This is a genomic window from Pseudomonas sp. 2848, assembly GCF_003253945.1.
In the GTDB taxonomy this organism is placed as follows: domain Bacteria; phylum Pseudomonadota; class Gammaproteobacteria; order Pseudomonadales; family Pseudomonadaceae; genus Aquipseudomonas.
Map to the genome: position 1 here is coordinate 67,435 of NZ_QKZD01000013.1, position 21,940 is coordinate 89,374.

General features: G+C 52.2%; 23 protein-coding genes and 2 pseudogenes. 15 read left to right on the plus strand and 10 right to left on the minus strand.

Translation table 11 applies throughout. From position 1 onward, the window contains the following. Positions 1-4: 4 nt before the first annotated feature. Positions 5-424, minus strand: a complete 420-nt coding sequence (locus DFS21_RS22515) for a polyribonucleotide nucleotidyltransferase (protein ID WP_102684164.1) — start codon at positions 422-424, stop codon at positions 5-7. A gap of 119 nt (positions 425-543) precedes the next feature. Here DFS21_RS22515 and DFS21_RS22520 point away from each other — a divergent pair. Together DFS21_RS22520 and hrpB are read left to right on the plus strand one after the other, a co-directional pair. Further along, positions 544-957 (plus strand): annotated as a pseudogene (locus tag DFS21_RS22520) (DEAD/DEAH box helicase); the annotation flags it as partial. Positions 958-1,176: 219 nt separating this feature from the next. Next, the gene (gene hrpB, locus DFS21_RS22525; RefSeq protein ID WP_111533162.1) at positions 1,177-3,699 is read left to right on the plus strand and encodes an ATP-dependent helicase HrpB; all 2,523 of its coding nucleotides are present in this window, start codon (positions 1,177-1,179) and stop codon (positions 3,697-3,699) included. Positions 3,700-3,750: 51 nt separating this feature from the next. Here the strand turns inward: hrpB and DFS21_RS22530 are convergent, their stop codons facing one another. The 4 genes from DFS21_RS22530 to DFS21_RS22545 form a co-directional block, all read right to left on the minus strand. Further along, positions 3,751-4,443: a helix-turn-helix domain-containing protein gene (locus tag DFS21_RS22530; protein ID WP_111533163.1), complete on the minus strand. Its 693-nt coding sequence runs from the start codon at positions 4,441-4,443 to the stop codon at positions 3,751-3,753. Between the two features lie 88 nt (positions 4,444-4,531). Next, positions 4,532-6,160, minus strand: coding sequence for a DUF2326 domain-containing protein (locus tag DFS21_RS22535; RefSeq protein ID WP_111533164.1), 1,629 nt, complete (start codon positions 6,158-6,160; stop codon positions 4,532-4,534). Beyond that, on the minus strand, positions 6,153-6,374 hold the full coding sequence (locus DFS21_RS27410) for an ABC-three component system middle component 7 (protein WP_111533165.1): 222 nt from the start codon (positions 6,372-6,374) through the stop codon (positions 6,153-6,155). The genes DFS21_RS22535 and DFS21_RS27410 overlap by 8 nt, the downstream gene beginning before the upstream one ends. Continuing rightward, positions 6,361-7,095 carry an ABC-three component system protein gene (locus DFS21_RS22545; RefSeq protein ID WP_256591511.1) on the minus strand — a complete coding sequence of 245 codons (735 nt, stop codon included), beginning with the start codon at positions 7,093-7,095 and terminating at the stop codon, positions 6,361-6,363. Before DFS21_RS22545 ends, DFS21_RS27410 begins: the two co-directional genes overlap by 14 nt. A gap of 432 nt (positions 7,096-7,527) precedes the next feature. Here DFS21_RS22545 and DFS21_RS22550 point away from each other — a divergent pair, with 432 nt between their 5' ends. Beyond that, positions 7,528-7,752: a hypothetical protein gene (locus DFS21_RS22550; RefSeq protein WP_111533167.1), complete on the plus strand. Its 225-nt coding sequence runs from the start codon at positions 7,528-7,530 to the stop codon at positions 7,750-7,752. A 60-nt stretch (positions 7,753-7,812) separates the two neighbouring features. On the opposite strand, the gene DFS21_RS22555 is transcribed toward DFS21_RS22550, so the two are convergent. Next, positions 7,813-8,274 (minus strand): helix-turn-helix domain-containing protein, encoded by a 462-nt coding sequence (locus tag DFS21_RS22555; RefSeq protein WP_023089457.1) that lies wholly within the window; start codon positions 8,272-8,274, stop codon positions 7,813-7,815. A gap of 143 nt (positions 8,275-8,417) precedes the next feature. Here DFS21_RS22555 and DFS21_RS22560 point away from each other — a divergent pair, with 143 nt between their 5' ends. The 5 genes from DFS21_RS22560 to DFS21_RS22580 all read left to right on the plus strand — a co-directional run bounded on the left by DFS21_RS22560 (position 8,418) and on the right by DFS21_RS22580 (position 11,071). After that, positions 8,418-8,816 carry a hypothetical protein gene (locus tag DFS21_RS22560; RefSeq protein ID WP_111533168.1) on the plus strand — a complete coding sequence of 133 codons (399 nt, stop codon included), beginning with the start codon at positions 8,418-8,420 and terminating at the stop codon, positions 8,814-8,816. A 42-nt stretch (positions 8,817-8,858) separates the two neighbouring features. After that, entirely contained in the window at positions 8,859-9,326 is a 468-nt protein-coding gene (locus DFS21_RS22565) for a hypothetical protein (protein WP_111533169.1), read from the plus strand. Between the two features lie 2 nt (positions 9,327-9,328). Beyond that, the gene (locus tag DFS21_RS22570; RefSeq protein ID WP_111533170.1) at positions 9,329-9,712 is read left to right on the plus strand and encodes a hypothetical protein; all 384 of its coding nucleotides are present in this window, start codon (positions 9,329-9,331) and stop codon (positions 9,710-9,712) included. 81 nt (positions 9,713-9,793) lie between these two features. Further along, complete coding sequence (locus DFS21_RS22575; protein WP_256591514.1) at positions 9,794-10,360, plus strand: hypothetical protein; 567 nt, start codon at positions 9,794-9,796, stop codon at positions 10,358-10,360. Positions 10,361-10,705: 345 nt separating this feature from the next. Continuing rightward, positions 10,706-11,071, plus strand: coding sequence for a histone-like nucleoid-structuring protein, MvaT/MvaU family (locus DFS21_RS22580; protein ID WP_021782232.1), 366 nt, complete (start codon positions 10,706-10,708; stop codon positions 11,069-11,071). A 294-nt stretch (positions 11,072-11,365) separates the two neighbouring features. On the opposite strand, the gene DFS21_RS22585 is transcribed toward DFS21_RS22580, so the two are convergent. Then, positions 11,366-13,162 (minus strand): retron Ec67 family RNA-directed DNA polymerase/endonuclease, encoded by a 1,797-nt coding sequence (locus tag DFS21_RS22585; protein ID WP_111533172.1) that lies wholly within the window; start codon positions 13,160-13,162, stop codon positions 11,366-11,368. A gap of 381 nt (positions 13,163-13,543) precedes the next feature. Between DFS21_RS22585 and DFS21_RS22590 the strand changes: the two genes are divergently transcribed. Next, the gene (locus tag DFS21_RS22590; RefSeq protein WP_111533173.1) at positions 13,544-14,302 is read left to right on the plus strand and encodes a hypothetical protein; all 759 of its coding nucleotides are present in this window, start codon (positions 13,544-13,546) and stop codon (positions 14,300-14,302) included. A gap of 8 nt (positions 14,303-14,310) precedes the next feature. Here DFS21_RS22590 and DFS21_RS22595 read toward each other — a convergent pair whose 3' ends face one another. Next, entirely contained in the window at positions 14,311-15,123 is an 813-nt protein-coding gene (locus DFS21_RS22595) for a DUF5677 domain-containing protein (RefSeq protein WP_111533174.1), read from the minus strand. Between the two features lie 1,100 nt (positions 15,124-16,223). Between DFS21_RS22595 and DFS21_RS22600 the strand changes: the two are divergent. The 3 genes and pseudogenes from DFS21_RS22600 to DFS21_RS22610 form a co-directional block, all read left to right on the plus strand. Further along, positions 16,224-16,634, plus strand: a pseudogene (locus tag DFS21_RS22600) (DUF4113 domain-containing protein); the annotation flags it as partial. A gap of 395 nt (positions 16,635-17,029) precedes the next feature. Beyond that, entirely contained in the window at positions 17,030-18,982 is a 1,953-nt protein-coding gene (locus DFS21_RS22605) for a hypothetical protein (protein ID WP_256591516.1), read from the plus strand. A 283-nt stretch (positions 18,983-19,265) separates the two neighbouring features. Further along, the gene (locus DFS21_RS22610; RefSeq protein ID WP_111533175.1) at positions 19,266-19,475 is read left to right on the plus strand and encodes a hypothetical protein; all 210 of its coding nucleotides are present in this window, start codon (positions 19,266-19,268) and stop codon (positions 19,473-19,475) included. Positions 19,476-19,501: 26 nt separating this feature from the next. On the opposite strand, the gene DFS21_RS22615 is transcribed toward DFS21_RS22610, so the two are convergent. Continuing rightward, the gene (locus tag DFS21_RS22615; RefSeq protein WP_146603170.1) at positions 19,502-19,807 is read right to left on the minus strand and encodes a GNAT family N-acetyltransferase; all 306 of its coding nucleotides are present in this window, start codon (positions 19,805-19,807) and stop codon (positions 19,502-19,504) included. A 274-nt stretch (positions 19,808-20,081) separates the two neighbouring features. Here DFS21_RS22615 and DFS21_RS22620 point away from each other — a divergent pair, with 274 nt between their 5' ends. Then, positions 20,082-20,384: a nucleotidyltransferase family protein gene (locus tag DFS21_RS22620; RefSeq protein ID WP_111533177.1), complete on the plus strand. Its 303-nt coding sequence runs from the start codon at positions 20,082-20,084 to the stop codon at positions 20,382-20,384. Here DFS21_RS22620 and DFS21_RS22625 read toward each other — a convergent pair. Beyond that, complete coding sequence (locus tag DFS21_RS22625; RefSeq protein WP_111533199.1) at positions 20,374-20,823, minus strand: 3'-5' exoribonuclease; 450 nt, start codon at positions 20,821-20,823, stop codon at positions 20,374-20,376. The two genes, DFS21_RS22620 and DFS21_RS22625, sit on opposite strands and share 11 nt — an antisense overlap. A gap of 508 nt (positions 20,824-21,331) precedes the next feature. On the opposite strand from DFS21_RS22625, the gene DFS21_RS22635 reads away from it, so the two are divergent. Both DFS21_RS22635 and DFS21_RS22640 read left to right on the plus strand, forming a co-directional pair. Further along, on the plus strand, positions 21,332-21,634 hold the full coding sequence (locus DFS21_RS22635) for a hypothetical protein (RefSeq protein WP_256591521.1): 303 nt from the start codon (positions 21,332-21,334) through the stop codon (positions 21,632-21,634). Then, positions 21,631-21,840 (plus strand): hypothetical protein, encoded by a 210-nt coding sequence (locus DFS21_RS22640; protein ID WP_111533180.1) that lies wholly within the window; start codon positions 21,631-21,633, stop codon positions 21,838-21,840. The genes DFS21_RS22635 and DFS21_RS22640 overlap by 4 nt, the downstream gene beginning before the upstream one ends. The last annotated feature ends 100 nt before the right edge of the window (positions 21,841-21,940 follow it).

The following is a 21,940-nucleotide window of genomic DNA, read 5'->3' on the forward strand; positions in this document are numbered from 1 at the left end:
CAGATCAGGCGGCGGGCACCAGGCCGTAGCTGGCCAGTTGCTCGACACTGCCACGGTGCTGGATCAGCCGTGGGTCGTTCAATGGCAGGCGCTGGCCCAGTTCGCTCTCCAGGATCGCCTGCAGCTTGGTCCTGTCGACCTGGCCGTCGGCATTGACCGCCGGCTTGAGCTTGGCTGGGTCGATCTGCGCGCTCTTGCCGCCGGGGTAGTAGATGGCGCCAGTGGCGAAGTCGATGCCGAAGGCGATCAGGCCGGGCAGCACGTAGAAGAGAATACCAATGGCATCCATGGCCGCGACCACAGGGTCGATCTTGCCTTCGATCTGGCCGCGACGGTCAGGGTAGAACAGGGTGCCGCAGGCCGTCAGCTGGGTCAGCAGGGTGGCGATGAGGGCGCCACCGATGACGCGGGAAGGGATGCGCATGTGAATCTCCGGAAGGTAACGACGATCAAGGGCGCGGCAATCGCCGGCGCCTGAGGTTAAGACCATGATAGGGCAGCCTCGGTTCGCCGTTATACTCGGACGATTGTTCGAGGACCACCATGATTTCATTACCGATCGATGCCGTATTGTCCGACCTGCGCCAAGCCCTGGCCGAACGTGACGAAGCGGTGCTCGAGGCGCCCCCGGGCGCTGGCAAGACCACCCGCGTACCGCTGGCGCTGCTCGACGAGCACTGGCTGGCCGGGCAGACCATCCTCATGCTCGAGCCGCGGCGCCTGGCCGCCCGCGCCGCCGCCGAACGCCTGGCCAGTGAACTGGGCGAGAAGGTCGGTGAAACCGTGGGCTATCGCATCCGCCTGGACAGCAAGGTCGGCCCGAACACGCGTATCGAAGTGGTCACTGAAGGCATCCTCACCCGCCGCCTGCAAAGCGATCCTGCGCTTGAAGGCGTGGGCTTGGTGATCTTCGACGAGTTCCACGATTTGCTGATTAGCTCTTTTTCCGCTCTTGCTTGTCAGGCTTTTCAATCAAAGCCCACAAGGCTTTGATGCTCCTGCTCCTGCTCCTGCTCCTGCTCCTGCTCCCGCCTCTGCTTTGCCCTCGCTTCTGCTCTCGTTCTTCCTGTCTTTTCATGGTGCGCTTAGGTAGCTCACTGATCCTGACTGGCATCCTCAAGCTCAAATCAACACTCAACGCTCAGCGTATACTGCCTCCCTGATTTGGGAGCCTCGATGATTTCTCTACCTATTGACCTCGTATTGCCAGACCTACGAGAGGCCCTGGCCAACCGCAACGAAGTGATCCTTGAAGCGCCACCTGGTGCGGGCAAGACCACTCGGGTGCCCCTGGCGCTGCTGAACGAACCTTGGCTTAGTGATCAAAAGATCCTGATGCTCGAACCTCGTCGACTGGCTGCTCGGGCGGCTGCTGAGCGTTTGGCGAGTGAACTGGGTGAGAAGGTAGGTGAGACTGTGGGCTACCGCATTCGCCTTGAGAGCAAAGTAGGCCCGCGAACCCAGATCGAGGTGGTCACCGAAGGTATCCTGGCTCGCCGGCTCCAAGATGATCCCGCGCTCGACGGTGTGGGCGTTGTCATCTTCGATGAGTACCACCTTCGAAACCTTGACTCTGACCTTGCACTGGCTCTGTGCCTGAGTGCCCGCGAACTGCTGCGTGATGAGCCCCCGCTGAAGCTGCTCCTGATGTCCGCAACACTGGAGGGTGCTCGCCTTTCAAAGGTGTTGAATGATGCGCCTGTGGTCACCAGTGAAGGGCGGATGTATCCGGTCTCGACGGTTTGGGGTAGCCCTTATCAGCCTGGCGAGCGAATCGATGCGCGAGTCACAGACACCTGCCTGGCCGCCATCAATGAACAGTCAGGAAGCGTTCTGGTTTTCCTTCCTGGGCAGGCAGAGATTCGGCGGGTGGCAGAAGACCTCAAGGAGCAGCTGAGTAGCCGTCCAGACGTGATCGTATGCCCGCTGTACGGCGACCTCGACCTGAACGCCCAGCGTGCTGCTATTGACCCAGCATCCAAGGGCTCTCGGAAGATCGTACTGGCCACGAACATCGCCGAGACCAGCTTGACCATCGAAGGCGTCAGGGTCGTGGTGGACAGTGGTCTCGAGCGAGTGCCGAAGTTCGATCCTCGCAGTGGCATGACCCGACTCGACACGCAGCGTATCTCGAAGGCCAGTGCGACCCAGCGTGCGGGGCGGGCAGGGCGCCTGGGGCCAGGTGTCTGCTACCGCCTGTGGTCGGAGTCGCAGCACGAGCAAATAGCCGGCTACAGCACCCCAGAGATCCTGCAAGCGGATCTGGCACCCCTGGCCCTCCAGCTGGCTCGTTGGGGGATGAAGCCAGAAGAGATGACCTGGCTCGACCAACCTCCGTCAGCTCCTTTCGGTCAAGCCAGAGACTTGCTGAAGCGGCTGGGCGCACTCGATAATGCTGGACAGCTCACACCACACGGTTCAGCGATGAGCGAGCTTCCAGCGCATCCACGGATCTCGCATATGCTCATCAAAGGCAATGCGATGGGCCTGGATGACCTGGCGTGTAACATCGCGGCGCTGCTCGGTGAGAAGGACATCTTACGAGGATCTGGTGCTGACCTTCAAACCAGGCTGAGTGCCTTGTCCGGCGAGCAACATCCACGTCGCAGTGGTGGTTCCCTCCAGCGTGTGAAGCAGTCTGCGCGGCAGTACCGATCCCTCCTGCGGGGGAAGGCCTCCAGCACAGTCAGCGAGCCTGATCACCCACGGTGGGTAGGATGCCTATTGGCGCTCGCCTACCCTGATCGAATCGGCCTGCAGAGGCGTGCAAGTGCATCCGAATACCGTCTCTCCAACGGTCGTGCTGCGGTGTTCTCAGAGCCTGATGCTCTCACCAAGCACGAGTGGCTGGTAGTGGCCGACCTAGGTAGCCGCCAAGGACAGCGCGAAGAGCGGATCTACCTGGCGAGTGACCTCGATCCAGCCTTGTTCGATGACGAGCTGGCTGACCTTGTGAGCTCTGTCGATGAGGTCGACTGGGACGAAAGGGAAGGTGTTCTGAAGGCTGAGCGGCAGTTGAAGATTGGGCAGCTCATCTTTTCGACGAAAGCCCTGCCGAAGCTTGATGAGCAAACCCGTTCGCTGGCCTTGGTTAACCTAGTGAGGCGAAAGGGCATCGAGCTCCTGCCGTGGAACCCTGAGCTACGGCAGTGGCAGGCGCGGGTCGATCTGCTGCGTCAGCTGGATATTCAGAATGGCCAGGCAGAGAGCAAATGGCCTGATCTCAGCGATGCCAATCTCCTCGACACGTTGGAAGAGTGGCTCACGCCGTACCTGGGCAAAGTCACGAGGCTCAGCCACTTCAGCCAGCTGGATCTGTCGTCGATAGTCAGAAACCTACTACCATGGCCGCTTCCACAAGAGCTGGAAGTTCAAGCGCCTCAGGCGATTCAAGTGCCGTCCGGGTCGAGTATTCGCATCGACTACTCGCAACATCCACCCATCCTCGCTGTACGGCTGCAGGAGCTGTTTGGGCTGGCAGAAACCCCTCGCATTGCCCAAGGCAAGCAGCCGTTGATTCTGCACCTCCTGTCGCCGGCCCGCAGGCCCGTGCAGGTCACTCAGGATCTGGCGAACTTCTGGCGAAGCACCTATGCGGAGGTGAAGAAGGACTTAAAGGGCAGGTACCCCAAGCACTATTGGCCCGAAGATCCATTGGTGGCTGAGGCGACTGCCAGAGCTAAGCCAAGGAAGACCTGAATGATGAGGCTGTAGCCCCCAGTAAGCGAACTGTCTGGGGGCTACGGCGCATTACCCAATGCCCATCCTCCGGGGAAGTGCCAACTCTTCCGGCGCCTCACCCTCCTTGAACGCCAGCAGGTAGAGCACTTTTCCAATGGGCTGCGCTTCCTGCGGCGGATCTGAGGTGACCCTCTGCACTACAGGCGTGGTTGCATAACGCAGTGTGACGCCCTGTTCACCCAGTCGGTCGAGCATCTCTTGAAGTTCATCGAAGACCAACAGGCGGGATGTACTTGAGCAGTCATCAGCGACATCACGATAATCCCGTAGGTAGTCGGTGAGCTCGGCAAAGGCAACCGCCTGATCTCGCGATAGCTCAAATGCAGGTTCGATGTAGTCGCCAATCGTCTCAGTCGCAAGCTTGGCCAAGCACCTCCCTGAATCGGGCTGCAGGGCTTTGCTCATGACGTAATCTTTTTCAAACTGTTCGCGAGCGGCTTGGAGCTGTTCATCCGTAGGGATCGGCATCGGCTTATTGAATATGTCGATGTCCTGGTACTCGAACGCATCTGCGAGAGAGCGCAGGGTGTTGACGCTCGCTCCCGAGCCGGCTTCCACCCGCTGGATCGTGCGCGGTGTAGTGTGGGCAAGCTCCGCCAATGTTTCTTGAGACCATTGGCGGAGTTCTCGAAGATATCTGATTACCTGGCCCAGTTCGGCTTTGCTAAGGAGGCGCGTGTCGGTTGCGTCGAAAATGCCCATCTCGTGTGTCCTGCCCTGTGGCTGTTGTGGTGGCTCAAGCATGAAGGCGCCTAAGGCGGCGGGACACGACACGTACCCGACAGACACCTTATGTTCGCTTCTCTTTCGCCCTCCAGTCCTGGGTATAGAGGAGCTTGTCGCGGTGTAATTGCAACACCATCTGGGCTTTCAGGGTGTTCTGAGTTGCGCTATTGAATTTCTTGGCCTCATCAAAAGCCAGGAAGATTTGCTTCTGCTTGAAAGAGGATAGAATCCGAATGATGTGCTCGGTGGCAGCAATTTCAATGTTTTTGTAGATCATCGAATCATGGATTACGAATGGTAGGCGCGTGAGCAAAAGCATTGAGAGGTCAAATCCAACCAAGCCGGCATACGACTTGCCTGTTCCAGTGTCCATCGGCGAATTAAAGCTGTATGAGTTTGAGTTTTTAATGCGAAGCTGTGACGGGGTGCGCTCAGGGCCGTAGACTTTAGTGTTGAATCTTTCTAACTTCTGATTAACTGCGGTTTCAATCTCAAGGAAGATTTTGTCATATATAGTGTCTAAGCGCTCTTTGCAGGCCTTTTCGCTATCTTCAATAGAGGTTTTTTGTTCGAAAAATTTGTTTTCTTCCTTGGCCTTGTCGGTGATCTCTTTTAGTTCGAACACTTTCGCAAATAGGTCAGTGGGAGTACCTTTGGCCTTGAGTGTAAGTTTTATTTTTTGGTCAAGGTCGGTGATGGCTGTGGTGATTTCAAATTCGTTTGCAACCAAAAGCTCAAGTTCGGCTTTTAACTCCTTGCTCACGAGCTTGCCAATTTTTGCGTGGAACTGCTCTACTTGCTCCAAGCGTTCAAGATTGGCCTCTGGAAAAAATTCGGCCACAAGGGCAATGTTTGCAGTGAGGCGAGGAGTTACGCCGGAGATGTCTCTCTGAAGTTTTTCTCTTCTGGCGGAAATAAGGTTTTTCTTATTTACCGTTTCATTTTTGGTTTGCTGTATAGCTCTCAATTTTTCGTCGAATAGGGCTTCGTATGCGGTGATAGCGCCCGCAAAATTATCCTTAATGTCACTGATGGCTTGAGCGTTGGCTTTAATGAGCTGGCTGTTTGACTTGTATTTGGTCAGCGTGATCCGTGGAATTATTTCCGCAGCCATCGACTTATTCATTAGGATTCTTTTGTCTTGCAAGGTCTGGAGTACGGCCCGCTCTACAGAAACATCGCTAGTACGTTCGAAAAGATCGACCAGTCTAGCTACCCCGGCGCTGAGCTTTTCTTTTGGGCTACCCCCCAATGGGTGATCTGGATCCGCTTCGCCTTTCTTCCATATCCGAGCAAATGGCCCAACAATGGATCGGAAGGAGCTTTCTAGCTCAGTAAGGTCGTAGAGGCCCTTAAGCTTTCCCCGGTACGCTTCAACAGATATCTCATGTTGTTTTACATGATTGGAGTCGCATACATCAATAACTTCAGGTTGTTCTGTAGATCTCGTTACGTAGAATGGAATTCCATCAAATTCAAAAGTGATTTGGTATGAGTGGTGGCCGAGCACCTTGATAGCCCCCGCGTCGTCGTCCAATAGGCTGCTGCCGCCCATTGCGAAGTCGATTACAAGAAGGGCTGAAGATTTACCAATTGAATTCTTGGCTTCGTCATCCCCAAGGACAACGTTTAGTCCGGCATGGAATTTAATAGTGCTCTGATTGAATAGGTTGCACTTTATCTGTTTAAGCATATTCAATCACTCCAGATCCATCTTGGACGTCTAGGTATCCGAGAAAGTATAAAATGTCCATGGCGGCGAGGAACTCTGACGCATCTAGGAAATCGTCTTTTGTCCTTATTAAGGCTTGCGTTACGGTTTCCCCTGATGTTTTGTTAGCGAGTATCGCAAGCATTTTGAAAATTGTAGATTCTTCAAGCTTTGTGAATTTGCTAGGCACTAACATCGAAAACCTCACAATTTTGCACGAAGAATGACGTTAAAACTCTTGAGGCATCGATTGACTTGCCAGACCTAGTGCTAATCCATTCGGAAATGTATTTAAAAACTAGGTCTTTATTTTCTGGGTTTAACTTGTGCATTTCCCAGTAGTAGCTATTTACCTGGTTTTGTAAGATCTTTACTGTGGCTTGGTCTCGCATTTCCAAAATTCGCATTTCTTCGCGAATGGATACGAAGTAGTCAACCACGTCGTTACGGACATTTCGCTTAAGGAGGTTGCTGGCGCCTGTTTTCAATTTATCGCTCAATTTCTTGGCGTCAAATTCAAGTTCCAGGCCTAACGTATCAATGTCATCTGATTGTAAGCTGGTGATGACCTCAAGTATCTCTTTTACTTCTTCTTTTAATGTGTGTTCGGCAATTGCTTTCCTTGCAGCTGCGTCTCGAATGAAACCATCCTTGATAGCTCGGATGTGGTTGTATTCTATGATTTTGAAGTCTTTATCGAACTTCGTGTGACAGGTGGGGCAAAGGCATATGACATTATCTAAGGCGTTGATGTCTGCTGGAGTGGAGAATCCAGTTAATGCCAGCGTCTGAGCTGCTGTTGGGTTGAGAGGGTAGATATGGGCGAGTTCATATCCTCTCGAGGTCTTGGATCCGGCCTTCTTGAAAAGAATTGGTTGAGTACAAAGAGGGCAGGCTCCTCGCGTCTCTCCGTACAAGATACTATGCTCTTCTGAGCTATATTTTACCCGGTCGTTTGCCATATTTAGCCTTCAAACCTAGATCATCTTCGCTCTAGTCGCAGTCGATTGCTGCCTACTGGAACTAATTTTTAAGGGAATGGCACGAGAGGTCGAGCAATCTCGCTGGAGCGACAGCGAATGCCGGCCCCAAGATGGTTTGGATATCAGTGAGAGGGATGGCTGCGTAGCCATGCTTATGTCATTTGCGAGCGACGGGGCGAGTACCCAATCTGCCTGTTCAAGAATCGACATTCCCTGTGCCTAAGCTTCACCTTTGGGCAGAAACATACCATTTTGCCATCATCGTCGGTATAGCCTCATCACGCGTTTGGGATGGTTGGGTCGACGCTCGTGTGATAATCGCTCTACCGGTGACGTATGATCGGGCCAAAACTGGCAACGGTAAGCATGAGAATGATGTTGAAGTTTCTGTCGCGTATCTGGAACACAATCAGCGCCGACTGCCGCCCCGAGTGGGAAAAGCAACGTGAGCGTGAGTTTATCGAAGCGGTGAACAGCCTCAAGACTCTCAAGGTGACGCCAGGGGGCCGCATGTCCATCGACCCTGAAGAGATACGTGAGCAAGTGCTGGAGGCGCGGGAGAGGTTCAAGCATTTTGTCCGCAAACCCTAGGCCTATGCAGTCGACGCCGAAGTGCGTCAGTGCACGCGCTGTGTTGAAGAGGGTTGAGGGTTAGCTACCTGGCTCTCGCTCCCAGAGCCGCCATACAGTGCCCTTTGAATACCCTAGAGCACGCGCCACCTCAGCCTGGGTGAGGCCGTCTTTTTTCAGCGCCTGCACCGCCTTCCACTTCTCTCTAGCAGCAGTCACTCGCGGATGCTCAATCTCGCGAGGCTGCCGTTCCATAATCTCGTTGGCTCTCCCCAGTGCCTCTGCTTCCACGATTGCATCGATCAGCACCTGGTGAGTCGTCTGTTGGTTTTCCGCTGCAATGACCATGGCGAACAGGGTAGCTGGGCTGATGCCCAGCGAAATGGCCAGATCCCTCACGGTATCGATGGTGGCCGTGAAGCTAGCCGCTTCCAGTTCGCTGATCGTTTGTTGACGAAGAAGGCCCGAGATCTCCTGCTGAGACAGGCCTTGCTGCGTTCGGAGCGACTGGAGCACGGCAGCGAGAGAGTGGCGTAGCGGCATTTCTGCCTCCGCAAAAGGAGACGGTATGCCTCGTTTGCCTAGACTCGCTCAAACATATATATTGGTTTGAGTGAGTCGAACGGCGATCTGCTGCTACGTTCCCGTTCGCACATCACCTCGTCGTTTGAATACCGAGGTAATTGGTGACTGATAGCTCTGTAGAGCACGAGCTGCTCCAGGAAGGGCGCGTCTCTTCCGCTGGGACGTCACTGTCCCAACCCGAAATTGAGGCACTGCTTGCCGAACGCTTTCCTCGCAGGCCGTATTGCTTGGTTGAGGACTGGATCCTCTTCCTCGTGGATGAGCCACCTGAGTCTTTGGCCAGGGTGCGATCTTTGGGCCTTGAGCCGATCTTCATGTACGCCCACTGCGTCATCTATGACGAGCAGGGCCGATTCCCACCAGGGGGATGGGTGCGCTCGACGCTGTGCAAGACCTACGACGGCGTGTGCATGTTCGAAACGCGCAACACCGTGTACGTCCTGGTTGGCCCTGGTCGTGAGCAGATCGCCTCGCTGAAGACAATATTTAGCTTATGTTGACCCGCAGGCCCCATATGTGGGCTTGCCCAGATGAGATCCACGATGTTCCGCATTAGCACGCAAGACCAGGCTGGCCCGGTAGGCATGTTTGGAGACGGTCTGGCTCACTTTCATGCAGTCACCCGGTCTCTGGCCACGCACTGGTATCACGTCAGCCTCAAGCGCCGGCACGAGGATCGGTTCGTTGCCTACGAAGAGATGCTCAACGATGAGATGCGCCTCGTTGAGCTGCTGGTAGCGCAGGACGAGAGCCTGGTTGTGCAGGAAGTCCAGGCCGTCACCCCATCCTGGATGAACAAGGATGGCAGTTGGAAGATGGAGAAGCTCACGTCGCTCTCGATGGGACACAACCACGCTGGTGTGGCCGTCTGCGTTCTGGAAGTAGAGGGTGGTGGTGTGTATGTCGATACGCATGAGCCTGGTCTCGGTGTCGACTCGCTGAACGGGGTTAAAGAGCTGTATAGGCGTGGTATGGCTCAGGCCAACGCTGGAGAGCCTCGGAGGGCTTAGGGATGTCAGAGGTCAACACGGCGAAGGTGAACTATCACGTGAAGCGCTACTCGGACTTCGACCTGTTGCGTATCGCTCGAGCTGTAGGCCAGGGGTACGAGGACGAGATCACGGCATTTCTGGTGAGTGTCCACATTCATAGACTCAGCGCCGTTGGTGTCGTCTTTGGGCACGTCCGGCAGGGGCCTCATGGTCGATTCGCCGATGGGCACCTGATCCAGACATCCGACATCTTGGGTATTAAGAAGGAAGGCAAGTTCTGGGTGATCACGACCATGAACTCCAAGTACGTCGTGGCTACCTTTCGCCGCGATGGCGGACGCCGAAGCCTGAGGGATTTTTGTCGCCTGGTTGGAGACCGTTTTCCCAATACACAGCTGCACTGAGTTAGATCGAGCCTGAGCACGTTGACTTGTGCTCAAGGCCTCCCCCTGCCTGTCAGTCAGGAATTGAGCAAGGAGCTGCAAGTGTTTATAAAGTTTGAATATCTGAAATTTGCTGGCTGCCTAGAGGACATTCGAGTTTTCGAGCATCTCACGGGTTTCGTGCAAGTCATCATGAAGATCGATGGGGTGTTAATCCCCAGCTGCAAGATCCCAATTCAGATCTATGAAGACCTGGAGCAAGGGTCTCATGTTGAGTTCTATGCTCTCGTGCAGAACTCAAAAAATAAACTCAAAAATACTGCAATTGTTCTTGCAGCCAAGACTGCCAGCGGAAGGCTCCTGCGCGTGCCGAGCATGCGCTATAAAGTGCAGCTGCACTTCTGGGTGATTGCTGCGATATGGGCTGCTGTGGCGTTTGTTTTGAGTTGGATTGCCCTGGTCTTCGGAGCGGATTTTTTGATGGGCAGCCGCTCGATGTCGCTGCAGTGGACTTTTATCAACTCGGGCGCCTCAGTCATAGGACTGCTGACAGGGGGATTCTTTGTGGGGTGCGGTATTTACCTATTTCACAAGACCTCAGTTCTCGATACGTGGAAGTCGATTGCACCCGCCCTATTAGTAGAGCGTTTCAGCAAGCTGCACCGCTGACTTCAGGACGTGCCGCATTCGCGGACGGCTGTCGTAAACCGTGACCGGCATGCCGGTCACGGCCCTACGGGCTTCCATCCTCACGCCTTCAGCCATCCGTGGCCTGCGCGCTCCGCTTGCCGTTTGGTGTCAAACCCCTTGTTTATAGGGCTTGTAACGTAGTTTTTGGAATGTAACATTGGCGTTGTTACACTCCAGGAAATGCGTTACAGCAATTGTCTTAGAGGTCGAGTCGCTCTACCTCGTCAAAGATTTTTTGGGCAAGCTTGACCTGAGATAGTTAAGACATTCTTCGGCAATTTCTGTAATCTGGCCCGATCCTAGCTCCCCAAGGAACACCTCCCCATGTCTCGTCTTGCCGAATTCCGCCGCCTTGAACTCCAGCTTGCTCAGCAGCTCGCAGAATTGGAAGCGATGAAAAGCGATGGCGCCATCCAGGCCGAAATGGAATTTGAAAACAAACTCCGTGCCCTGCTTGGTGAGTACGGTTTCAGCCTGCGTGAGGTGATCAGCATTCTTGATCCTCAAGCTCGCGGTCGTGCTGCGGCTCCAGTTTCTCAGGAGAAAGCGACTCGTAAGCCACGTGAAGTGAAGACTTACAAGAACCCGCACAACGGCGAAGTGATCCAGACCAAGGGCGGCAACCACGCCATCCTCAAAACCTGGAAAGCCGAGCATGGCGCCGAGACCGTGGAGTCGTGGCGTCAGTAATCTCCGCACCTTTGGCGGAATGGCTGCGATTCGCAGCCTAAGTGTCCGGCGACAAAACCTCTCCGAGGAAAAGATCTCTTTAACGACAACCTAAATCCCGTTGTGAAGAGCCGGAGACCCCGAGTAACAGCTTAATGAGCCGCCTTGTATGGCTGTGTTTTTCGCTGGCTCTTGGCGTTGGAGAATCAGGCTCACTAACAAATACTGCATCAGGGCTGGGCTAGCGGGGATGGGCTGGTAACGCTTCCCGATGTGGGCCTGGCATGAGTGCTGCCGTTCAAACTCTCCCGATTACTAACGTTTAGCTGGTTTAGGCGGTAAGTTCTTCTCGATCAAAGACTTGTCTATACGATGATCTCTAATGATCTGGTTTATCGACTTTAGAATTGGCGTAAACCCTTTGAATTCAACGTTTGCGCGGTCGGCCTTCACGATTTTCTGTGCAAACGTGTTTTTGCTGTATGTGTTCTTATTCGGAGCTTTGCTCAAGATTTCGAAAGTTTTGTTTTCCCAGGGGGTCTGTAGCACTGTGGCTGGGAAAAAATCTTCCATCATGGTCGGCTGACCATCTTTTTTTAATGGGGTCAAAACTACAGACAGGTTTTGGGCGATATAGTAAGTGGTTTGAGATTTGTCTAGGATGGTTCCCTTGCCATTGGGAATAGTATATCGATTGCCGGTGACTTCTTTGATCACTTTGAATATCGGATCAGAGCCGCTGTCGTTATCCACGACTATAATGGTTGGGCTTAAAGGTGGGTGTGCTTTATATTTTCCGCAATTTTTTGCATATGAACGAATGAATGCAGCGAGATCAGCTGAGCCTCCATTCAGATCTAGTGCACTATGCGTCAGATCTGAATAGTTGATGAACCGGACTCTTAGCGCTGGCTTTCCATCCTTATTGGCCTTGCAGAGTCGTGGAAACTTTTCCATTAGCGACTTCATGGCACATGTAAGGTAAACATTATCTGTTTTGCCTTCGCACAGAATTGTAGGCAGCGGCGAAGCGTAGAAATTCTTGTAAAATAAGAAGTCCGCATGAATTTTTTCAAGGCTGGTTTTCTTGAAGGACTCGATTTTTACGTTATTGTTGTCTGCGATTTTCTTGCGGTTAAACTGATCAACCATGTATATGAAGCTGAACAACCCGTCAAGCGATTCTAGCTGGGTAAAGTCCCTAATCATTGGGTCTTTTGCTTTTTCCACTTCTGCCGCTTCGTCTTTGATCAGGTAGTAACCTTTATTGAAAAGGTGATGCGCCATGGCTCGAGCGGTTCGTCGAACCTCCGCAGGAGTATTAGTTATTTGGTTAACGACTAGGCCCGTCACGGACTGTCTATTGGTTCGGTACTGCATGCGGGTTTTATTATGATTAAGCTTGAACCCGCTTTTTTGAATTATTTTAATTAGCGATGGGCCTGCCGACCAAGAGTTTCCGCTTTCGTCAGAAGAGGCGATTTCCTCAGGGAATTCTTTCTTGTTGGTTGAGAAAGTTAAGTCATCGGCGTACCGTGAGTACGAACAACCATTTCTCTTTGCTAACTGGACAAGCCTTAAGTCCAGCAAATGGCCGATCAGATTGGAAGCGACCGGTGAGGTAGGGCTACCTTGAGGCAGCTTGTCATCATGACACATTATCTGAGCTAGGACAGTGGCTACTTTAGGGTTGAGCTTGAAATCCTTGTTGCTGATTAAGAATCCACGAATCCTACCCATGTGAATAGAGTCGAAGAAGCCCTCAAGGTCGACGTTGAACACGTACCTTCTTTTTTTATGGGGCTCTGCATTGGTGATAATGGAATGTCCTGCTTTGAAACCATGTGAAATCGCCCCCCGTGCCTGACTTGTAGCCTCAATGGTGGCCAAGCATTTGTCTAAGAGGACTTTTACTTGTTTCTGAAGAGCTTTTAGCTCATCGCAAGGAGCGCAGATTTGGCGTGGTTCGCCATTGCTTTTAGGGATTGTGAATTGTGTGTATTTCGCAGGCCTCTTGTACACTAGGTACGATAAGGCGCTTGGAGTGTAATTAAGGATGGCTGCCAAGTCATGAAGAGAAGCGGCTTTCTGAAGCTGATGCAGTTCCGACATGCAACATCCTTGTTTGAGAACGGAAGCTTACAGGCACTCATATGCGTCCCGGCAGGGTATTCCGAAGCGCCCAGTTGTGAGTCACGTCGAAGCAATCTCCGACACGATGGTTTCAAATGCCGACGAAACGCGGCAAAAAATCTGCCTGTAAGCTTCACAGGAAAAGTATCGTGCTGTCATACTGCCATTGTCAAGGCCCTGGCACATGCCAACTGATCAGTACCTCAGGAGTTAGCCGGCTTGCTCGACGGCATCGTTAGCCTTAGCACTAAATTCCTGGAGCTTCGGTTCAGGCGATTGCACTCTCCGTAGCTTGACAATCCTGTTGGTCGTCCCTAAAGCGTAGTGTAGTCTGACCCTCTTATAAAATGGAGCACAAAAATGCTTGAGCCGCTATTTAAAGCCCTGCATCACTACAATGATGAGTATCGCGAGCTAATCAATGAAAAGGCAATGCGGCATACGCCAGATCGTGGTGAATTTGTAGGTTTCATTCAGTCAGCACTAAAGCTTACTAAACCGGAAGACTGGGGGTTCATATGCTCATCCATGGATATAGTAAACGACAGCCTGCTAGGCATTGAGCATTTCTGCAAATATGGCGTTGATGGGCCAACGAAATTTGACGATTTCGGCGAAAAATATATTAGGCTTTATGGTGTGTTGAATGCAACATACATACAGCAGCAAGCTTTGCTTAACCTCCACAGAATCTCGAATGTACCTAACATCCGAGATCTGGAAGGAAGGGTTGCAGCCTTGAAGGTGCGGGAGGCTAGAAACAAACTTGGAGCCCACAGCGTCGATTATTCAAACAGAGAATCTGGTCATACTGAAAGCTTTGTTCCGGTTCGTATCACTTTGTCAGGAATGCGGTGCGACTACTATAACAACACAACTCTGGAGCATACAGAGGTTGATTTAAATGACGCATTGCACGAGCACTTAATATTGATGTGCGACATATATGATGGCGTATACCGAAAATCGGTGCGGACAATTTATAAGTCAAATCAAAACAAGCAGGAAGAACTGCTGGAAAGAATTGACGATGCCCTAATCTTTAAGGATGGAGGCACCGTCTTGAGGAATGAATCAGGTGTCAAGGTATTCGTAACATCCTACGAACAAGAAAAATAGAAATTCGATCACTCTGGCTTCAAGGAACTGAGTGATCCGAATCTATCCAGAAGCTCATTCGCCTCTTTGTCGTGGGAAGAGTCTTTGGTAGCCTGAAGAAATCCAATAAGGATACCCAAAGCTGCTGAAGCAGATAGGTTAGCAGCCAGAGCGACTTCCGCTTTCTTGCCTGGCCCAAATTTGTAGCCGCTCCAGCTATTAGTTTCCTTGTTTGAAATAATGTAGCGCTTGAGCGATGAAGCTGAATAATGCATCGCATCGTCAGAAAGATGCTTGTGAAACAAGTATTGATTCCTAAGTGAAGACATCTCTGAAACTTCTTGCCAGTTCAAGTGGCGGCCTTTATCGCCAGCCAAGATCTCGTCCATGGCTGTAGCAACATCTTGATCTAGAGAATAGCTACCTTGCTTCAAGGCTTTGGCTTGGCCGCGCTTGGCGGCAACGTTGTCTTTATAGAGCAAGGGAATAAACTTCTCAGGGGTTTCTGCTAATGCACCCATGCAAAATGCATTTTCAAAAAGGCATCGTATCAAAATCCTGGCTTCAACAATCATACCGCGCTCGAGATTTATGAAGGTCGATTGAAAATTGCTTAAAGATCGCATAGCTGTAAGCATGGCTAAAACTTCTAAGTCCATGGTTCTGCCGTGATGCTTTTGAAAGCCAGATACTACAATGGCTTGCAAAAGCCTATTTATATCCCTCAAAAGAGTAAACCACTCTTTATTTTCTGAGGTTATGATTGCGATTGTTTCATTGATGTCTGGGGACATAAAACCTTCCCCGAAGAAGCCTTTGCTAAAAATTGATTGATCTGCCATTGAAAACATCCTGTAGCTTTGATGTGAAAGACCTTAGAGTACCGTGAGAGCCTGTTGCATATCTAGTGCATCTAACTGAAAAGGCTAAGCCTTTGACTGGGCATCAAAGCCGCTTAACGATTCCTGATGAGGGCACCGTTTGGAAGGCTGCGGTCGTGCATTTTGGAATGCCTGAGCTCAAAACAGATACGAGATATGCTGCTGAACTGCCGCAAGCCTACTCAAAGCTCGATGATTTATAAACGTAAGGAATGGGCTGGAATCGAGGCACTGGAGGTCATAAAGTCCGCACGATGGCCAGGCTTCGACGTAATGCCTAAGCACGTGGTAATTTCTGACTACTATCAAAACTACCTAGGATACGTACTCACCTAAGCACTCCCTATCGAGATGTTACCCGCTTCGACCAAGAGACTAAGAATTAGGCTCAATATGTGTCTGTGACAATGGCCTCCCCTCTGGATAATCAGAGGGGGAGGCGAAATCGTCATCAACAGTGATGACTGTTGATTAGAACTATTGGGACAGGCTGAGTTGTTGGGGCTGTTTGTGGAATCATCAGGACGGTAATATTTACAACGAGCAGAATGACATTTAGTAGTTCGCGAAGGAATTTGAAAAATTTGGACATTTTTAGAATCTCATGTATGTCCTTTATTTATGTCTCCGAGTTGCTGAAATGACTTAAAAATCGAAAAAATTTTGTTTTTTCAACCAAAACATTCCGAGCGGTTTGGCACAAGATTTATCCAAAGTGAACTTCCAACGCTTGACATCCATCACGGAGCGGCCCGTTGTGTGGGAATGCGGTCTCAGCTGTCTTTAGAGCAAGCGGAGCGCGCCGGCTCCGGATGGGTCAAAAGGGTGTGGATGGTAGCCCGCAAGGCCCATGGCGAAGCTGGGTACAACTTACGACAGCCGCACTCTGTAGGGGTCACATCCATAGCGGATGAAGCCCGAACGCCCCATTGCCGGCCATCTCCTCCACCTCGCGATGGATTGACCAACGTCCCTCGAAGCGGTTATCTGTATGTATATACAGGTATGCGCATACCTCCATGCTCACCATCCTTGGCCCACTCGACTCCAGTACCGCAGAGCTTCGCGTCAGCATCCGTACTGGCATGTTTTACCCTGCCGAGGCGAAATACGCGAATGGGGTGCTTGTTGAGCTGCCGTACCCCACCGATGACACTCGCCTGCTAACCAAGGCCGCGCAGGAGGCTGTGGAGCGTGTTTACCGTGAGGGTTTCCGATATAGCAAAGCGGAGGTGTTGCTCCTCGACCTGAGCCAGCGAGGGGAGATCACGGGCGATCTGTTCGCGGCCTCACAGCCGGTGGCGAGTGAAAAACTAATGAGTGTCCTGGACACGGTGAATGCCCGGTGGGGACGCGGCACCATGCGCCTGGCGAGCGTACCGGTCGACCCATCGTGGGGCATGCGCAGGGAGATGATGAGCCAAAGCTTTACGACCCGGATGGACGAGCTATGGACGGTCTACTGTACGTGACAGAGGTTCGTGAACCGCAAGGTTCCGTAGCGAGAGCAGAGATCCACGGGGTTAGAACGCCTAAGCTTACCTCACAGCGGCCACTTTACCTTGTCAGTAACGCTTTAAGGCCTTGAAATGCTTACTGAAAGTCACACAGCGCGAACCATACAGGTTTGTGGCCAAACCACCACTGCATCGGTAGACCTGCCTTAACCTCGCCTAAATCTGGTGGAGTAACAAAAATATTGGACGTTATGGTGGCCCGTTGCTAGCCTTTAGGCTGCACTATGCAATCTCAATAGATCGAAATGTGTGTTCAGCTTACACAGTCGTGGAAATATAATAAGTACAAGGTAGTTATGACAATCTTAAAAGTACCCGGTGCCGTAAAACTCACAAATAAGGAAGTTACATTGAGCAGCTCGGATACATTATGTAGCTTAGCAATGCTTAAGGTGAACATCGACTCGGGTGGTGATTACCTTGAATATCTTAAGCCTTACGTAACCGAGATTTTAGCTAATGATTGCCCGGAAGTAGTGTCAGACGCATCCATATCGAATAAGCTTCGAGACTCTTGTGGGTTGGAGATACCTCATCGAACTATTCAAATTATCTTGCAGCGCCTCGCTAAAGAGCAGTTTTTAATCAAAGAAAATGGAAAGTTTGTGCTTGGCAAGAAGCCAGTTAGTAGTGACCTTTCTGCAGAGCGAGCCAACGCATCTAGACATATAGCATTCATTGTTTCTGAACTGGTTGCCTATGCCGCGCACAGCAGCGGTAGAAAAATTACTGACGATGTCGCAACTGAGTGCTTGGTAGTATTTCTTTCGCAGTTCTCCATTCCTTGCTTAAGGTCATACCTGCGTGGCACCACCTTGCCGGATCTCGAGAGGGATGAGAACTGGCAAGTTGCTCTCGTGGCTCAGTTTGTTGGTGAGATACAGAATCAACCAGCCATATTTGATGCGTTTGTGATGCTAATGCAAGGGCATATGTTGGCCAATGCTTTACTCTGCCCGGATCTAAGTTCGGTTTCGGACTCCTATAGCGAGGTTATATTTTACTTTGATACGCCTCTTTTGATCCAGCTGCTGGGTCTTGAAGGGGAGCAAGAAAGGCAAGCAATAAAAGAAGTTGTTGATTTAGTAAGGAGGTTGAAGGGGAGGGTGTGCTACTTTACTCATACCCTAGACGAACTAACAACTTCAATTTCATCCTCGGCTGACTTTGTCGATTCCCCTCGTGGTAGAGGCACAATAGTTGCTGAGGCCAGGAAGTCAGGTAAAACCAAGTCAGACCTGCTCCTTATCGGTGGAAGAGCAAGCGAAATTCTTGAGGAGTATGGTGTTACGCCTGTTGCAACTCCATCATATACTAAAGAAAATCATAAGTTTGAAATTTCAGAGGAAGCATTTTCGGCAGTGCTTAGCGATGAAATTGACTATCATAATCCGCGCGCCAAAGACTACGATATTCGCTCGGTGAGAAGCATTTATGTTCTGAGGAAGGGTTCGTCTCCCCGTTCGGTTGAAAAAGCAAAGGCAGTATTGGTTACAAGTAACTCATCTTTTTCAAAGGCCGCTTACGAGTACGGCAAAACTTTCGAGATGTCGCGCGAAGTTTCAACTGTCATTACGGACTTTAGTCTTGCTAACATCGCATGGCTCAAGGCGCCGCAAGGCGCTCCTGCACTTCCTAAAAAGGAAATGTTAGCTTATGCATATGCAGCTGCTCGTCCCACAAAGAATTTTTGGGATCAGGTTTTAAATGAGGCCGACCGGTTGGAAAAAAGCGGCAATCTAAGCGCTAGAGATCATCAATTACTGCGTAGCAGCTACAGCGTGCAGTCCGAGCTGATGAGGCTAACTCTAGGCGAGGAAGCTGCTCTGACGGAGGAGTCGATTACTAAAACTTTGAAACGAGTATCCGATGATATTTTAAAAGAAGCGAATGACGAAAAAGAGAAAATCGAAGGCGAGCTCCTGAAGGCTAACTCGAGAGCTGATGGGCTCGAGACAAGCATTGAGGATATGAGGAAGAGAATTTTCTGGACGTCTAATGCGCAAGCAGAAAAGGAAGCGAAGTGGCTTTCGGTTGTAACTTGGCTAAGCCAAGCTGTGATTGCAGCATATGGCATATACGCCGTTTTCAATAAAGAGTCCCAGTTCTCTTGGGTTTACCTCGTTGTGGCTATTTTGGCTGGTGCTATTAGGCTGATAGGAACTGCATGGGATATAAAGCCATTGAAGGCTGGCCCGGCATATGTGAAGTGGAGAGCCGACGCTATTTACAGAAAGCGTTTGTCTGATATTGGGCTCAAGGATCCTGAGGTTCTTGATTGTGATAAGAGTATGATAAGCTGATATGGCCGCTGATGTTTTGGAGTGATGGCGCAAACTTGATGCGCAGGTCAAGGATGGGGCGAAGGTATTAATAATTCAAACACTTGGGCGGAACTTTCATTTTAGTTAACTCCTTGTGAAAATAGATGCAAGTCATCCGTCTCATCTCTGACTTGCCGTCCATCCGCCAGCAGACGTATCAACCTGAATTTTTCATGGACTATCCTTCCCTGGGTCATGTTGCTTAGATTGCGCCATGCTGGCATGGCAGCGTGTGGGATAGCCATGGAGAAAGGGAAAGATCGTGAAAAGAGATCTGAGCAAGGTGCTCATGCCCGACCACCACCTGTACACCGAGGCTGTGGAAGCGCTGAAGGTCTACCATCAGGCCGAGGTTGATGGAGTCGAGGGGATGGAGCTGGAGCGTCTGCGGTTGATGGCCGAGCATCGTTTTCAAACCGTCACTGATTATCAGCTTCGAGCCCTTGGCGGGCCGGCAGAGAAAGGCCATTGAGCCTCTGGCTGACCACGTCCTGCCTATCAGCTATCCAAGGCTTTCTGTACGTCGTCGACCGCACCGATCCAGTGACGGCCATTGTCCCGTGGGCTGAATCCCAGCCTTTCGGCGAACGCTGATGCGTTGGCATTGGCAGACTCGATGGCTAAGTACCGATAGCCGAATTGGGGAGCCAACTCCACCAGGCGCTGCACCAGCGCTCGACCATGCCCAACACGCTCCTTCGTGAAGCCGATCCGAGCCAGGACGAGGCACTCCCTTGGCCAGTAGTTATTTGGTTTCACAAATATACGGATGTAGATGTCGAACTGCAGGCTCAGGGCCGACACGGTCGCGAAGGTTCGCCACACCCGCTGGGCTTGTAAGTGAACCTTTCCAGGATGAACTCTGCCACATGAGGCTTCAGCTCCTCACAGCGCTCTTCGGCAAAGGCGCGCCATTCTTCGTCACTGGCATCAGTCGGAGGAAGTGTGGGCATCGTTTTGACCTCGGTCGCTGGCTCGAAAAACGAGTGTAGATGCCGTTTAGGTGCTAGCTGCAGCGATAATCGACAAGCGCCTGCCAAGGTCATAACCAGCGAGGCCGTGCTTCAAGGAGAAAGGTATGAAGCCCAGTGACGCGATACGAGGCGAGGAAGGGGGCATCCGGCGCCTAATCGAGGCCTATGGCTTCATTGAGCCCAAACTCTTCGGCTCCGCCGCTCGAGGCGATGACCACGAAGGGAGTGACCTCGATCTGCTCGCCACCATTCCTCCAGCAATGGCTGGCAAGATTTCCTTGTTCGACATCGCCGAGCTCGAGGATGAGCTCCAGGCCATGTTGGGTGTGCCGGTCGACTTGCACGTCCACAACAACATGCCTGAGCACCTCAGGCCATCCATCGAGCGTGAGATGGTTACGCTCTAGCCGTGAACATGCTTGCAATGATCCTAGCGTCTAGCAGGGCGTGGTGAGGCAATTCCTCCCCATCGTTCGTCGCAGTCAGGGTCGTGGCATCGGTGGGGAAAATTCTGACGTTCTGGGGCCATTTCCCATCGTCATAGGCGAGCTCGCAGAACAGCTCCCAGTCGTAGGCAGGTGCGTCAGTGGCAATATCGAGCTCTTCGTCGTAGGTTGCCAAGAACTGGAGGAGCGCCGACCTTGCCTCGAGGATCGGCATGGCGTACTCACCTCCCCAGAGTTGCGGCAGTACGATCTCCTTCACGAAATCACTGCAGTCCACTTCTCGCCACGCGTCGACTACTTCCACGTAGAATTCCCGGCGATCCTGGCCAACCAGAGCCAGGGAGATCAGCTTTGCCTGCGCGGTGAGCTGAGTGAACTCACAATCGAGAAAGAGCCTCATCTGTTGGAACCTCTGCAATGACTAGGGCCCGCCTGAAATTGTCCCAGGAAGGCTGCCTGTGAGAAATCGCCTTGGCGTATTTCTGCCCCGAAAAGCTGTTGGAAACGATTGTAGATGTGTGGGGCGGTGCGAGCCCTCCCACAAGGCCGACCGTCGAGCACCTGTCGACTGACACGCTACCCGCAGATGTCATGAATATACTGAAAATTGCCCAGGTGCGAGTCGGGGCCCTTGTCCCTGATCGCTAGCCTGTACCTGGTGTTGTCACGTTGTACGCCCGGCACGCCAATGACCTCGCCGATGGAATCCTGGCAAAACTGCCGAGAGGCGAGCTCACCCGAACCTTGCGGGGATCGCAGTTAGAAGTCGAACTTGGCCTGAGACGTCCACCTGCAGCAGGGAGAAATGTTGTGACGATTGATCTCGGCTGCGGAGCCTGGAGATCGCGAGGCGCAGAGCGCTGTGGGCACTTGCCGATATACAGCCTGGGGACGCTCGTGCTGAAAAGGTGCTGGCTGAACTCGACGAGGTTGAACAGGGCCTGCAGGGCGTCGTGAGCGGTGATCAGCTCTCGGCCCAGGAGCTCGTCGATGTTGTCACTACGAAGCTCCACAAAGGCGTCCAGCTGATCGCTGAGGACAGCATCCCTGAACCGTGGCTGCAGCGCTTTCAAGCGGCAAGTATTGGCTCTACCCGCCTGGCAGAGGGGCCCTATCTGCGCGACTTCGAGAAGTTTGTGGCGGTGTGGCACCAAGAGCTCGAGCACTTGAACGCCCATCGGGCCCACAGATCCAGTACGAGGTGGCAGTGAAAAGAACGATCCTGGGTATGGCAGAAGCCGGCGAGCCGCTACTGCAGCAGGCTCTCCAAGCCATCCGGGCCCATCAGCATGCGGTGGATGAAGGGAGGCCTGCCGAGGAGATCGAAAGGCTCCGTCTCGAGGCCGATCACCTGTATCAAACCGTCATCGACTACCAGTTGCACAAGGCCGGCACGCTTGGTGAGGCCTTGCACTGATCAGCAATCCCCGCAGGACGACGGTAGAGCCTTAGTCGCGCTGCAGCGGCAAGCGGGATCGGTCGGTGTAATCGAGCGTAGAGCGGATTGGGAAGTGGCC